The sequence below is a fragment of the Patescibacteria group bacterium genome (assembly GCA_028717685.1).
In the GTDB taxonomy this organism is placed as follows: Bacteria; Patescibacteriota; JAQUNI01; order JAQUNI01; family JAQUNI01; genus JAQUNI01.
In genome coordinates this window covers 186,005-199,075 of sequence record JAQUNI010000001.1, presented here as the reverse complement: position 1 = coordinate 199,075, position 13,071 = coordinate 186,005, and the positions used below count along the sequence as shown (strand labels likewise).

Below are 13,071 nucleotides of genomic sequence, written 5' to 3'. Positions count from 1 at the left end.
AGAACATACTGAAGCTATTAATTTTTCTGGAGTAAGGGAGGGGAAAAGATGGCTGATAACACTTTAACGCCAGATAAGTCTGCAGAGCTCATCCTGCCTTGGATGAATTATATCTATCAGAATGCTCTGCGAATGGCGAGAAACGAGATGGACGCCGAGGATTTGACGCAGGAGACCCTTCTTAGGGCTTGGCAGTTCTTTGATAAATTTAAGAAAGGGACGAATATGAAGGCGTGGCTGTCAAAAATTTTGCAGAATTTATTTATCAATAGTTATCGTGAACAAGGAAGAGAACCCGAAAAGGTGGATATAGACAAAGCGGAAAGAGAGGGTGAGCTGATTAATGAAAAGACGCCGGAAGATGAAGTTTTGTATGATATGTTTTATGATGAAGTTTCATCAGTCATCAAAGCGCTTCCGGAATATTGTCGTGAAGCGATTATCCTTTCTCTATATGGACATACATATAAAGAGACTGCAGAGATTCTTAAATGTCCCGTAGGCACAGTGATGTCCAGATTGCACAGAGGACGTCAACTCCTGCGAGATCTGCTGGTAGGGTATGCCAGAAGTTGTGGCTATGTCTAATCTATAAGAGACCTTTTAAAAGCGGTCTCTTTTTTCTTGAGGAGGGGGCACGAAATTTTGCGTCTATACAAATAACCCCACTTGTCAGGAAGAGGGCGGAATTCAGGGTTAAAAATAGCCATTTTTGGCTTATTTCAGCAAAAATAACGTATTGGGGATGCTAAAACTATTGACTTTTTACGACAGATATGATATAATCCAGTTTCATAGATTTAGATGGTTCTTTTTTTGTTTATTATTCTCAGTCGTGTCTAGTTGGGTGTCAACTATAAGTTTCGCATAGGAGGTTTCTAATGAATATGTTGAATTTCAGAATCGGTGTTGCTGATGCGGAGATCGCGGTAGAGAGAAATGGTCAAGATATGAGTATTGGCAGGCAAGGTCTTATAGGTACTTTACCGCCTAATACAAAACTTGACCTGGTTATCAGAGTGCCACATAAATATCACCTGGAAAGCTTCTGCGCACATAGGGATGAAGAGGAGGAAGCGCCAACATTTGGACTTCTCCAAGGATTACAGGAAGGTAACTCTATCACATATCGTTTTCCAGTGTCTACTATTGGTAAGCCTCCCAAAGGCTTTACCAAGTGGCCCAAGAATCAGATATATGTGGTTGCAAAACTTGGCAAGGGAGGATTCCAATTTTTTCAAGTATCCCTTGCGTCCCAGGACTATCGTATTTATCTCCGTTATCAACTTCTCTATAGTGGGGAGGTCGTAAAACAAAATGGAAAACCGGCAATAGTTAACCCTTACTTTGCGCCTTGGGTTGGTCTTGATCAAGTTATAATTGACAGGTTCAAATATCAGGTTCTTGATGAGGCTCCTGAATATACTCACCTTACGTGGGACGAAGTGGTTGACCACAAGGGTAGCGTAAATGACGATCGTCACATTCCCCACTATAACTATAGTGAAAAGTTAACCAACGATGGTTTTGGAATAGTTGACTATTTCACTGAAAGTAAAGGTGTCGGCTGCGCAGTAGTGCGTCAAGGCGGAGAGTTATGGTGCTGTAAAATACATTATTCTTCTCTGCCTCCAAATGGTGGATTTCGTACCACCAAGTCGACTGACTCCTTTATCTTTAAGGAGATCATAGAAGATGGCAAGGAAGGATGGGAAGTGAAAGGAGTGGAACTAATTTAGCTTCCCGGGGTCTGACATACATAATTGATGAGAATTATCTGTAATTGTAACCATTTATGTCAGACCCCAAAACATTTTTTCCTAAATGTGGTACAATGTGATTATGAAGGAGCGTAAAGAGAAATGTTTACTTTTCTTCACAATAACATTGGATCAGATATGAATAAAAAATATCATACAATTATCCTCTATCCTAAACTCCAGCCGGATACCCTGCTGGCTTTGTTTTTATTAAAAAGATTTGGGGAGGAGAAATTCCCAGGAGTCAAAGAGGCGCAAGTGGAATTTTGGACTAATCTTCCGGAAGATAAAAAAGCAGAAGATCTGGGAAAAGAGGGCTATATTTTAATTGACGTCGGGGAAGGAATTTTTGATCATCACAGGGAGCGCAAAGGGGAAAAGGTGGTGCAATGTGTGAGCGAAATCGTGGCTTCTTACCTGGGCGTGCAGGATGATCCAGCTCTCAAGAAAATTTTAGCTTATGCTAAGCGCGATGATTTAGAGGGCAAGGGTACACTTTCCGAAGACCCTTTAGATCGCGCCTTTGGTCTTTCAGGGATCATTATGAATTTAAATAAGTGCTATCAAGAGGATTTAAAAGCCGCCGCGCGGATTGTTTTACAAATTTTTGAGGCCTATTACCGCGAGGAGGAAAAGCGCACAAAACTAATGCCTGAAGAATGGAAGATATTAAAGAAAGAAAAAACCACGCGTGAGTGGGTCTGCAGCCGCGGCAAATATAAGGTGCGCGTGATTTTGGTGCACACGGATAACACGAGTTTGCCTGGATTCTTGCGCGCATATGTCCACGTTGATCTCGTGATCGTGCGCTTGTCTTCGGACCATGTCAATATTATTACCAATCAAGCGAAGACTTTTGATCTTCGGGGGTTAATCGAAAAAATTCGTAAAGCAGAGGCAGCCAAGAAAGGCATCACCTTAGACTTCAGCGAAGAGGAATGGCAAAAACCCGGATTTTTAGCTGGTGTCCCCGAGTGGTTTTATGATACGGCCGCGACCACCTTGCAAAATGGTGGCGTCAATCCCCAGAATGTGCCGCCGACACAACTCACTGACGACGAATTAAATGCGCTTTTGAAATAATAGATATAGATAAAAACCAAACCCACTGGTTATTCCAATGGGATTTTTTAATAGAATTTTTCCCATTTTTGCCTTTTGTTTTTTTAACTTTTGAAACTACATTAGCACTCCTACTTGACAAGTGCTAATAGGGGTATATAATGGAATTAGCAGTTAGGAAGTGTGAGTGCTAATCCTGTGGATAAGTCTTGAACTAAAGAAAAGGAAAATAAATAATAAGAATATTATCCTATGAAGATTAAAATTTCAGACAGACAAAATAAAATCTTAAAAGCGATTATTCGCGAATACGTGGAGACCGCTTTGCCTGTTTCTTCAGAAAGGATTGTCAAAAAATTTCATTTTGATATTTCAACCGCGACGATGCGCAATGAAATGGTTGCACTAGAAAAAAAGGGCTTGATTCTCCAGCCGCACACATCCGCGGGACGCATTCCGACCGACAAGGGTTATCGCTATTTTATTGACTATTTAATGCAGGATAGAAATTTGTCCCGTAAAGAGCAGAAGAAATTGGCTCTAGAACTATTAAAGACCAGGGCGGCAAACGCGAAACTCTTTCACCACTTGACAAAGCTTTTAGCCAAACTCACGGGGAATGTCGCTCTCACAAGCATTCTGGGCGAAGATTTAGTTTTTGATTCGGGACTTTCACGCCTTTTAAATGAGCCGGAATTCGCGCGCCCCGAATCAGTTTCTGAAATGGCGCAAATGGTTGATCTTTTAGACGAGAATATTAAAGTTTTAGCGAGATCCGAGGATCAAGATTTGGAGGTATATATCGGAGGGGAAAATCCTTTTTGCGAGGCTCAAGAATGTGCTTTAATGGTGTCTCATTTTGAGCTGCCCTCGGGTGAAAAAGGGATTATCGCTCTGATTGGTCCGAAAAGAATGCATTACGCGCGCAATATTTCTATTTTAGACTATGTTACTAAATTTTTGGGCGGCGCGACCATAAGCGGAATGTTGATGGTGGGATTTGGAGATCAGATTTTAGAATTATTTAGTTAATAGTTAGGAATCAGGAAGTAGGAATAAGGAATCAGGAATAATAAATTATAAAATTCAATCCCTAATTCATGCCTGCCCACCGACCTGTCCGCCGAAGCTTCAGCGAAGGTGGAAGCCCGAAGGGCGTAGGTGGGATTCACAATTCACAATTCATAAATTAATAATGAAAGAATCAAAGCACAAAGATCGTTCAGATCTCTTTGAGCCTGAGGGCTCTTCAGAGCCTGAACGGCCCGAAGGGTCTTCAGACCTGAAGGATAAAACACAACAATCAAAGGACCCCAACAAAGAGCTGGAGAAATGCAAAAAAATGGCAGAGGAAAATCTGGCGGGTTGGCAGAGGGAAAGAGCGGATTTTGAAAATTATCGGAAAAGAATGGAAAAAAGGAATTTAGATTTAATCAAGTTTGCCAATGAAGAATTATTATTAAAGATACTGTCGATTCTGGATCACATGGAAGAGGCATTAAAGCATACGCCCAAGGGTTGGGAAAAAACAAGCTGGGTAGAGGGGATTAAACATATTAAGAATCATTTCCAAAATATTTTAGAATCTGAAGGTTTGCGGGAAATTGAGCTCAAGGCAGGGGATAAATTTGATCCCTATACTTGCGAAGCCGTGGAAAAGAAAGAAACTGATGAAGCAGGAAAGCAAGAAGGGAATAAGGAATGCCGGATTGTGGGGGTTTTGCAAAAAGGGTATAACTTGAATGGTAAAGTTATTCGGCCAGCGAGGGTTAAGGTTGAATAGGGAATTATGAATTAGGAATATTGGAAATTATTTTATTCCTAATTCATAATTCAATAAGAAAGGAGGTGATTAATATGACAATCATGAAATTATCACCGATGCGCGATCTATTCAGTATGCGGGATATGATGGAAGATGCTTGGAGTGAGGATTGCTGCCCGCGTTTTTCAGAAGTGAAAGAGTTTATTCCTGCTGTGGATGTTTATCAGACTGATAAGGAGGTAGTCGTGGAAACAGCTCTGCCAGGCATTGAGCCGGAAAAAGTAGATATCTCTGTAGAGGATGACACGCTTATAATTAAAGGCAAAATCGATAGTAAAGAGGAGGAAAAGAAGAAGGATTATTATCGTAAAGAGGTGCGCTACGGAAGCTTCTACCGCGCTGTCGCTCTTCCCACTTCAGTGGAGAGTGAGACAGCAGAGGCGGATTATGAGAACGGCATCTTGAAGATTACTTTGCCAAAGGTGGAGAAGCCAGAAGCAAAGAAAATCGCCATCAAGGTGAAAGAGAATGAAAACTAAATAAAAGCCCCGAATCTTCATTTTTCGGAGGATGCGGGGCTAGAAGGTGTTCTAAAAGGTGAATCTTCTAGAACACGTTCTAGATCAATTGATAACATAAAATTAGTATTCTTTGCTATTGCGAGTAGAGATTCTAGTAGTTAAAAGAATATTAATAAAAACTATGAAAATTTTAGGCATTGATTTAGGGACAACAAATTCTTGTATGGCGGTCGTGGAGGGCGGCAAGCCGACTGTGATCGAAAACAGCGAAGGCAACCGCACCACGCCATCTATGGTCGCGATAACGAGCGGCGGCGAACGGCTCGTGGGACAACTCGCTAAACGGCAAGCTGTTACCAATCCTGAAAATACATTGTTTTCCATTAAACGTTTAATCGGCCGCAAATATTCCGATCCTGAAGTGCAGCGTGATAAAAAGGTAATGCCTTTTGAGATTAAAGAAGAAGGCGTGGGCGTAAAGATAAAAGTGGGAGACAAATTTTATTCGCCGCAAGAGATTTCGGCGATGGTTTTGCAAAAATTGAAAACCGACGCTGAAGAGCATTTAGGGGAAAAAATTACGGACGCGGTGATTACCGTGCCGGCTTATTTTGACGACTCGCAGCGTCAAGCGACCAAAGACGCGGGCAAGATTGCCGGTTTAAATGTGCGCCGGATTATCAATGAACCGACCGCCGCAGCGCTTGCCTATGGTTTTGATAAAAAGAAAGAGCAACAGATTGCGGTCTATGATTTAGGCGGCGGCACTTTTGATGTCTCTATTTTGGATATCGGCAAAGACACGGTGGAGGTTTTGTCCACTAATGGCGATACGCATTTGGGTGGCGACGACTTTGACCAGATAATTATTGAATGGATTTTGCAGGAGTTCAAAAAAGATCAGGGGCTTGATTTGTCCGGCGATAAGATGGCGATGCAGAGATTGAAGGAAGCGGCGGAAAAAGCGAAGATTGAATTATCCACTGCTCAAGAAACGGAGATTAACCAACCTTTTATCACTACGGATGCTTCGGGTCCTAAACATTTAACTCTGAAAATCACGCGGGCAAAATTGGAAGATTTGGTCGGGGATTTAGTGAAAAAGACCATTGGGCCTTGCAAAAAAGCCTTGGAAGACGCGGAGCTCACAACCAAAGATATTGAGGAAATAGTTTTGGTGGGTGGAATGACGCGGATGCCGCTCGTGCAGAAGACAGTAGAAGAATTTTTCAGCAAAAAGGCGAATAAATCCATCAATCCCGATGAAGTGGTCGCGGTAGGCGCCGCGATTCAGGGTGGCGTATTGCAAGGCGATGTTAAAGATGTTTTACTTCTGGATGTCACGCCTCTTACTTTAGGCATTGAAACTTTAGGCGGTATTCGCACAGCGCTCATTGAGCGGAATACCACTATCCCGAGCTCCAAGACCCAGATTTTTTCCACGGCGGCGGATAGTCAGCCATCGGTGGAAATCAATGTCCTGCAGGGTGAACGCGAGATGGCTCAAGATAACAAGTCTTTAGGTCGTTTTATTCTGGACGGCATTCCGCCCGCGCCGCGCGGCATCCCGCAGATTGAAGTGACATTTGACATTGACGCTAATGGAATTTTAAATGTGAAAGCAAAGGATAAGGCAACTGGAAAAGAGCAGTCAATCCACATTGAAGCTTCTTCAGGATTGTCTAAAGAGGAAATTGAAAAGATGCAAAAAGAAGCGGAAACGCATGCCGAGGAAGATAAGAAGAAAAAAGAAAAAATAGAAACCAAGAATCAGGCGGAAAGCTTGGTTTATCAGACCGAAAAGACCCTCCAGGAAGCAAAAGATAAGCTTTCTGAAAATGATAAGAAAGAGATTGAAGAAAAACTAGAGGCTTTAAGGAAAGTCAAAGACAGTGATGATATTGAAGCGATTAAAAAAGGAATAGAAGAGTTGTCCCAAGTCGCTCAAAAAATTGGTCAAGCGATGTATCAGGCAGCGCAGGCGGCTCAAACAAGCTCTGAGCAGCAAGGGAGCGGGGCGCAAAGCGCTCCAGATCAAAAGAAAGAAGAGAAACCCGAAGAAGGGAAGTATGAAGAAGTGAAGAAATAAACCCCGTTAGAGAACTTTGTTCCTAATCCCGGTTTATTTCTAATGGGGTAAATCGTTCTTTATTGCCTTACTTAGTGGAAGATTATCTTTTCGTATACCTTCTCGCTAATTCTCTAGAGATTAGCGAGAAGGAATGAGAAGATGAAAAAATCTTCTTGAAAATGGGCCTCGCCCCCGCGGACAAAATATCTTGCGGGGTGTACTTGCCAAAACCAAAACCATTAAGTTATGGGATTAGTGGGGCGGTTTTGGTTATGGAGAGGTATTGGCTATTTTTAATTTTAAAATTATTTATCCTACAATCTGGCCATTAAAGAAAATAGAGGTGATTTGAATGTTTGGTGGAGAAAAGATCAATGTGAGGAAAGAAAAGGCAGGAACGGTTTTTGAGGTCACCATTGATCGTGATAATCAAAGGTTGACCGGAACTATGGAAATCGTTGACCCCAGGGACTTGAAGCTCAAATTTGACCTCAAAGCTTTAGAGAATGGCCAGGAATTTAGTTTTGAAATGACTGAAGTAGACGGCAAGCTAAAGGTCAATGGTGCAATATCTGGATTAGCCCCTGTAGGTATTTTGCGCTCTTTTGAGGTCCAAAAGAAGGAGGAGGAGAGGTGAACTTGGGCTTCACCTCTTATTTTAACTGTTTCTGTCTTTATATATATTTATGAGGATTAAAAAGGTTTTTAAAAATGAATATCTTTTGAGATTAGAGCGGGGAGAAGAAATTGTGAAGACCGTAGAAGATTTTTTAAAAAAAGAAAAAATAGCAAGCGGCATTCTTTGGGGTTTAGGGGCGGTGGATTATGCTAAGCTTGCCCATTACCGTGTGGATAAAAAAGAATATAGTGAAAAAGAATTTAATGAACCATTAGAGATTGTTAATTTAGTGGCGACTATCACGGCTGGGGGTTTGCATGCCCATATTGCTTTAGGGAACGCCGTGATGCAAGTTTTCGGCGGACATTTGAAAGAAGCCCGCGTCGCCGCCACTTGCGAAATCGTCGTGCGCAAATGGGACGCTGAAATTTCTAGAAAATATTCGGAGGAGATTGGATTGAAATTGTTGGAGATTTGAATTAGTAATTAGTAACTAGTAATCAGTAATCAGTAATTGGGGATAACTACATTTGGTCTGCGGAATTACTAGTTACTAATTACCAATTACTGATTACAAACTATGAAAGACTACTATTCTACTCTCGGCGTTTCTAAAAGCGCCACCCAAGAAGAAATTAAAAAAGCCTTTCGAAAATTGGCGCACCAGCATCATCCGGATAAAGATGGAGGCAATGAGGCTAAGTTTAAGGAACTAAATGAAGCCTATCAGGTTTTGGGAAATCCGAAGAAGCGCGCCCAGTATGACCAATTCGGCACTACTTTTGGCGAAGCCGGAGCCTCGGGCGGAGGCGCTGGCTTTTCTGGTTTTTCAGGCTTTGATTTTAATAATTTTCGTAGCCAAGGTTCTAACGCGAATTTTGCAGATTTTGATTTAGGCGATATCTTTTCGGATATGTTCGGTTTTGGCGGGAGCCGCCGGCGCGAGAGGCAGGGAGGGCGCGGCGCGGACATTCAAGCGGATTTGGAATTAGATTTTGGAAAAGTCTTTACGGGCTCGCGGGAGACAATGCGCTTGCGCAAAGAGGTAGTATGCAGCCGTTGCCACGGTCGCGGCGCAGAGCCGGGGAGCAAGGTTACAGAATGTCCCCGTTGTAAAGGAACGGGGCAGGTGAGGATTACGCGGCAGACTTTCTTGGGGAATTTTTCCCAAGTGTCTCCCTGCCCTGAATGTGGAGGGGAAGGAAAAAAAGTGAATCATCCCTGCGCGCGCTGCTCGGGCACGGGTCGGGTGGTGGATGAGGAGAGGATTGTTGTGGAGATACCAGCGGGAGTGCGCGACAGCGAAACAATTAAGGTGGAAGGCAAAGGCGAGGCGGGGGTGCGCGGCGCGGCTTCCGGCGATCTTTATTTAAATATTCATATTAAACCTTCTAGTTATTTTGAGCGTCAAAGAGACGATGTTTTAACCGCCTTAAATATTTCTTTTACTCAAGCCGCTTTAGGCGGGGAAGTGAGGGTTAAGACCTATGATGGCGCGGTGAAATTAAAAATTCCAGCGGGAACCCAATCGGGCAAGATCTTTAAGCTTTCCGAAAAAGGCATTCCTCATCTTGGCGGTCGTGGCCGCGGCGATCAATTGGTTAAGGTTAACGTAATTGTGCCGAGGCATCTTTCGCGGCGGGAAAGAGCGCTCCTTAGAGAACTGGAGAACGAGGGAGGCGAAACGGCGAATGTGGATAAAGATAAGGGATTTTGGAATTTTTTCTAAAAAAGTGGTATAATACTAAAAGGTTGATTAAATTCAAATAAAAACAAAAACCCACCGGTGCTACTATTCAGCTTCGGTGGGCAGGTCCGCCTTCTATTATTCTGCGGGCAAAAAAACTTATGTTTTCTACTTGGGATTTTGGACTAATTTTATTTTTAGCGATCGGCGCTGGTTATGGTTTTATTTTCCGGAAAGGGCAAATCGTGGTGCTTTTTGTTTCCAGTTACATTAGTTTCGTGGTAGTGAATGAGGTCGGGAATAAAGTTGTCAGCTGTTTGAATAATGTTTTGAATATTGAAAGTTACGGGATTTGGGCATCTCCCGCACTCAAAATAGGCTTGTTTTTAGTAATAATGGTTCTGTTGGCACTTTGGGCGGAATATTTAGCCGCAAGTTCCGGCAAAAAGGGAATGGTCAATTTAGTGATGTCTGGCATTTACGGTTTTTTGCTTGCCGCGATGCTTTTATCCATTTTAAGTTTATTCTTAAATTCAGAATTAGAGATTCAAATTTTAACTTTTTCTCGTCTCTCATCTTATATTATTGACTATCGGATGTGGTGGTTTTTAGCGCCGGCAGTCTTGATGTTGATTTCGGGTTTTATCCTTTGGCGTAGAGAAAAAGACTAAGTCCTCCTTCCTTTTTAAATGCAAAAGTTTTGACAAGGGGGGATTTTTTGTATATAATCGGGAAGTCAAAATCATTTTTTATATTTGTTTTTTCGTTGCGAGCGCGCGTAGCTCAGTTAGGTAGAGCAGCTCCCTTTTAAGGAGACGGTCGGGGGTTCGATTCCCTCCGCGCGCACTATTGAAAATTCAAAACTCAAATTGCAAATTCAAAACTATGATTTAAAATGAAAATTTTTTAAATTGTAGTTTTGAGTTTTATTCATACTGAAGATCAAGATTTAATTGGCGGTTTGTATTGCGGGAAATGGCCCTGTCCTGAAATAAAAAGAGAACCTGTAAAAAAGACATAACCTAGATATTAGGAGATAGTATTTTTTTAGCTGGCTTGCTATTTCGAGCAAGCCTTTTATGTTAAAGACAATTTTTTGTAATGCCATTTATATTTCTACAAAAAAAGGAAGAGAATTAAACTCTTCCTATATAGTGTTTTTTATTCCCGATCTTTTGAAGAAAGGATTCCGCCTTCCTTGAAACGTGAGTGAATAATTACCTCTCTGTCCGGCGATATTGTTGTTTCGCCAACCACTTCTGCGCGGATTATATCTTTTTTTGCCTCCGCGATAATTTTTTCCGCGTCATTTTTTGCGCATATAATAAGCATACCGCAACCGCCGTGGAGCGTGCCATAGGCTTGTCTGTCCGTGAGTCTTAAATCCGGAAGATCCCAAGAAAGTTCCTGACCTTGTCTTAAAACCTCGGCAGGTTCGGGCATAGAGTCAAGATTCGCTCCAACGCCTTCGGGCAGCAACTCGCCAAATTTTTTCCAGACCCCGCCGCCGGTGATATGGGCAATGCCGTAAATCTTAGCTAGCGGCTTGCCGATACTTCCGTCCGGATACCAGCCCGCGATACGTGTAATAGTGCGGGCGTAACTTCTGGAAGGTATGGTTAAATTGGCGATAAAGTCCAGAGCTCGCGGATTATCTTTGATTCTTTGTATCTCCGGTCCGAATTTTTTTAGGATTAAGTTGGTGAAGAATGTGCCGCCGTTGCAACGGTAGCCCGGCTCCCAGAATCCGACAATCGGCATTCCGGGCTTGATTTCCGACCCATCAGTCAAGAGATCACGGTGGGCTAAGCCGATACAAGTGCCTCCCCAAGTGAGAATAAATTCTGCTGAAGATCTCGTGTCGCAGAAAGCAGTGATGCTGTGTTTCATTATAGCAATTTCGCCGGTGATATTCACAAGTCCAGATTGTTTCAGCGCCTCGCCGTATCCTTCCATTGTGGCTTTAAAGAGAGGGAAGTTTTCCGCGGTAATCCTTTTCGCGTTTATTTCATTCACCATCACTGCGGGAAATCTTCCAGAGCGGGCGAAATCATCGGCAGTCATTGTGATAATCTCGAAGCCCAGACGTTGAAAGAATTCAGGTATTCCCAGCAGCGTGAAAAATTGGGGTTTGCCGCCAGCGCCGTCATTTTCCACCTCTTGGAGCATTTCCCAATGGGTTAATGCCTCGCTTTGGGGATCAACCCTGTTTCTCGCCATCGCTTCCAGGATGTGCGGCTTCCAAAGAAAACCGACTGGTCCGCGAAAATTCCCCGGTTGGTGCGGAATAATAATGACCGCTGGACAATTAGAGTAGCTTTGGACGCAGACTTCGTGGGCAAGATGTGAAGCTTGGTCGCCCGGATCAATAATTTCTGTTCTATACTTGTCTGGCATAGATTTCCTCCCATCCCTTGTAAGGGGTAGCGTAATTTTGAAAAGATCGTTTCCCTCCAATTCTATATTAGATTGTAATGTTTAGGATAGCAAGTAAATTATTAGTTGCAAACTCTTGATTTATTTTTGATTTTATGGTTAAATAAAATATTGCTCTTTAGATAATAGTACTTTAATCATGGTATGGTATGGCGCGTTTTCTTGTTGTTCAGAATAGTGAAGGAGGTTATGAAATGGCTAGCTCGAGAACACATATAGTAGGTACTACTTTCGTTTTTGTGGCTTATTGGTTAAACAATTTGGCAACGACTTTAAGTTTCGGATGGCACTCTGCACGGGTTGTGACAATTATTTTTTGCCTAGGCGTTCTGGTGGACGTGGATCATCTTTTCCACTGGAAACGAGTGAAAATAGCATTAAGGATTCGCAAGCAAGATAAAATTCCTTTTAGGCAAGCTTGGATTAAGAGCGAGGGTAAAAAAGCGAATCTCTTTCACACTTGGCCAATGGCTACGCTTATCATACTGGGCGCATGGTTCTTGACCCATAGCTTCTGGCCAATTATTGCTTATTGCTTCCATATCTTAATTGATGCTTTTGACGCGGGATATGCTAGCAAAAGGAATTTTTGGGAAATTCCAGGATGCCTAGTTCAATTAGTCCCAGATCGGGCACGATACAGAGATTAACCCCGCCTTTTATAAGAAGGCGGTTTTTTTATTTAGATTATCCACAATTTATCTCTTGCTTTTTCTGCAATTTAGAGTAAACTAGGCATTGAATGTCTTTTTCTTAAGAATTTTTTTATTTTGGCTAATTTTTGAAACCAATGTCGTCAACACAAACCTTGAAAGAAATTAAAAAAGTAGAAGCCGAAGCGCAGAGAATAGTAGAAAGGGCGCACAAAGAAAAAGAAAAGATTTTAGAGAGGGGGCGCTTAGAGTCAGAAGTAGCAATAAAGAGAGAAGAAGAAAACTTTTTAAAACAAAAAGAGCAGGTTTTAAAAACCGCGGCTGAAGAAGCAAAGAAGATAGAAAAAGAAATTTTAGAAGATAATGAGAAGGAGGTCGGAAGTATCGCCGCGAAGGCGCAGGGTAAAACTGAAACAGCGGCGGATTTTGTAGTAGAGAAAATTTTAAACGAAATTTAGAGAATTTTAATTCTTGCTTAACTATCTTCGTGGCCTAAA

Annotated in this window: 14 protein-coding genes and 1 tRNA gene; 14 read left to right on the top strand and 1 reads right to left on the bottom strand. The window is 42.3% G+C overall.

Going from position 1 to position 13,071, the window contains the following annotated elements; all coding sequences use genetic code 11:
* The first annotated feature begins 48 nt into the window (after positions 1-48).
* The 12 genes from PHW01_01025 (at position 49) to PHW01_00970 (ending at position 10,331) form a co-directional block, all read left to right on the top strand.
* Complete coding sequence (locus tag PHW01_01025; GenBank protein MDD5626587.1) at positions 49-588, top strand: sigma-70 family RNA polymerase sigma factor; 540 nt, start codon at positions 49-51, stop codon at positions 586-588.
* Positions 589-881: 293 nt separating this feature from the next.
* Entirely contained in the window at positions 882-1,739 is an 858-nt protein-coding gene (locus PHW01_01020) for a hypothetical protein (protein ID MDD5626586.1), read from the top strand.
* A 123-nt stretch (positions 1,740-1,862) separates the two neighbouring features.
* Positions 1,863-2,843 carry a hypothetical protein gene (locus PHW01_01015; protein ID MDD5626585.1) on the top strand — a complete coding sequence of 327 codons (981 nt, stop codon included), beginning with the start codon at positions 1,863-1,865 and terminating at the stop codon, positions 2,841-2,843.
* A gap of 231 nt (positions 2,844-3,074) precedes the next feature.
* A complete protein-coding gene (locus tag PHW01_01010) occupies positions 3,075-3,854 on the top strand; it encodes a hypothetical protein (protein MDD5626584.1) in 780 nt (259 codons plus the stop codon).
* 163 nt (positions 3,855-4,017) lie between these two features.
* Positions 4,018-4,605, top strand: coding sequence for a nucleotide exchange factor GrpE (locus PHW01_01005; protein MDD5626583.1), 588 nt, complete (start codon positions 4,018-4,020; stop codon positions 4,603-4,605).
* 74 nt (positions 4,606-4,679) lie between these two features.
* Positions 4,680-5,126: an Hsp20/alpha crystallin family protein gene (locus tag PHW01_01000; protein MDD5626582.1), complete on the top strand. Its 447-nt coding sequence runs from the start codon at positions 4,680-4,682 to the stop codon at positions 5,124-5,126.
* A gap of 163 nt (positions 5,127-5,289) precedes the next feature.
* On the top strand, positions 5,290-7,197 hold the full coding sequence (gene dnaK, locus PHW01_00995) for a molecular chaperone DnaK (protein ID MDD5626581.1): 1,908 nt from the start codon (positions 5,290-5,292) through the stop codon (positions 7,195-7,197).
* A 334-nt stretch (positions 7,198-7,531) separates the two neighbouring features.
* Entirely contained in the window at positions 7,532-7,816 is a 285-nt protein-coding gene (locus PHW01_00990) for a hypothetical protein (protein ID MDD5626580.1), read from the top strand.
* Between the two features lie 49 nt (positions 7,817-7,865).
* Positions 7,866-8,276: a DUF296 domain-containing protein gene (locus PHW01_00985; protein MDD5626579.1), complete on the top strand. Its 411-nt coding sequence runs from the start codon at positions 7,866-7,868 to the stop codon at positions 8,274-8,276.
* Positions 8,277-8,378: 102 nt separating this feature from the next.
* Positions 8,379-9,527, top strand: coding sequence for a molecular chaperone DnaJ (gene dnaJ, locus PHW01_00980; protein MDD5626578.1), 1,149 nt, complete (start codon positions 8,379-8,381; stop codon positions 9,525-9,527).
* A gap of 119 nt (positions 9,528-9,646) precedes the next feature.
* Entirely contained in the window at positions 9,647-10,156 is a 510-nt protein-coding gene (locus tag PHW01_00975) for a hypothetical protein (GenBank protein MDD5626577.1), read from the top strand.
* Between the two features lie 101 nt (positions 10,157-10,257).
* Positions 10,258-10,331, top strand: a tRNA-Lys gene (locus tag PHW01_00970).
* Between the two features lie 315 nt (positions 10,332-10,646).
* Here PHW01_00970 and PHW01_00965 read toward each other — a convergent pair.
* Positions 10,647-11,882, bottom strand: coding sequence for an AIR synthase-related protein (locus PHW01_00965; GenBank protein ID MDD5626576.1), 1,236 nt, complete (start codon positions 11,880-11,882; stop codon positions 10,647-10,649).
* A gap of 188 nt (positions 11,883-12,070) precedes the next feature.
* On the opposite strand from PHW01_00965, the gene PHW01_00960 reads away from it, so the two are divergent.
* Positions 12,071-12,571 (top strand): hypothetical protein, encoded by a 501-nt coding sequence (locus PHW01_00960; GenBank protein ID MDD5626575.1) that lies wholly within the window; start codon positions 12,071-12,073, stop codon positions 12,569-12,571.
* Between the two features lie 140 nt (positions 12,572-12,711).
* Complete coding sequence (locus PHW01_00955) at positions 12,712-13,032, top strand: hypothetical protein (GenBank protein MDD5626574.1); 321 nt, start codon at positions 12,712-12,714, stop codon at positions 13,030-13,032.
* The last annotated feature ends 39 nt before the right edge of the window (positions 13,033-13,071 follow it).

Bases quoted from the DNA above. Each gene is read 5' to 3' on its own strand.
- PHW01_01010 (MDD5626584.1), top strand. From the start codon at position 3,075: ATGAAGATTAAAATTTCAGACAGACAAAATAAAATCTTAAAAGCGATT.
- PHW01_00955 (MDD5626574.1), top strand. From the start codon at position 12,712: ATGTCGTCAACACAAACCTTGAAAGAAATTAAAAAAGTAGAAGCCGAA.
- PHW01_01000 (MDD5626582.1), top strand. From the start codon at position 4,680: ATGACAATCATGAAATTATCACCGATGCGCGATCTATTCAGTATGCGG.
- PHW01_01005 (MDD5626583.1), top strand. From the start codon at position 4,018: ATGAAAGAATCAAAGCACAAAGATCGTTCAGATCTCTTTGAGCCTGAG.
- PHW01_00960 (MDD5626575.1), top strand. From the start codon at position 12,071: ATGGCGCGTTTTCTTGTTGTTCAGAATAGTGAAGGAGGTTATGAAATG.
- PHW01_01020 (MDD5626586.1), top strand. From the start codon at position 882: ATGAATATGTTGAATTTCAGAATCGGTGTTGCTGATGCGGAGATCGCG.
- PHW01_01025 (MDD5626587.1), top strand. From the start codon at position 49: ATGGCTGATAACACTTTAACGCCAGATAAGTCTGCAGAGCTCATCCTG.
- PHW01_00975 (MDD5626577.1), top strand. From the start codon at position 9,647: ATGTTTTCTACTTGGGATTTTGGACTAATTTTATTTTTAGCGATCGGC.
- PHW01_00965 (MDD5626576.1), bottom strand. From the start codon at position 11,882: ATGCCAGACAAGTATAGAACAGAAATTATTGATCCGGGCGACCAAGCT.
- dnaK (MDD5626581.1), top strand. From the start codon at position 5,290: ATGAAAATTTTAGGCATTGATTTAGGGACAACAAATTCTTGTATGGCG.
- PHW01_00985 (MDD5626579.1), top strand. From the start codon at position 7,866: ATGAGGATTAAAAAGGTTTTTAAAAATGAATATCTTTTGAGATTAGAG.
- dnaJ (MDD5626578.1), top strand. From the start codon at position 8,379: ATGAAAGACTACTATTCTACTCTCGGCGTTTCTAAAAGCGCCACCCAA.
- PHW01_00990 (MDD5626580.1), top strand. From the start codon at position 7,532: ATGTTTGGTGGAGAAAAGATCAATGTGAGGAAAGAAAAGGCAGGAACG.
- PHW01_01015 (MDD5626585.1), top strand. From the start codon at position 1,863: ATGTTTACTTTTCTTCACAATAACATTGGATCAGATATGAATAAAAAA.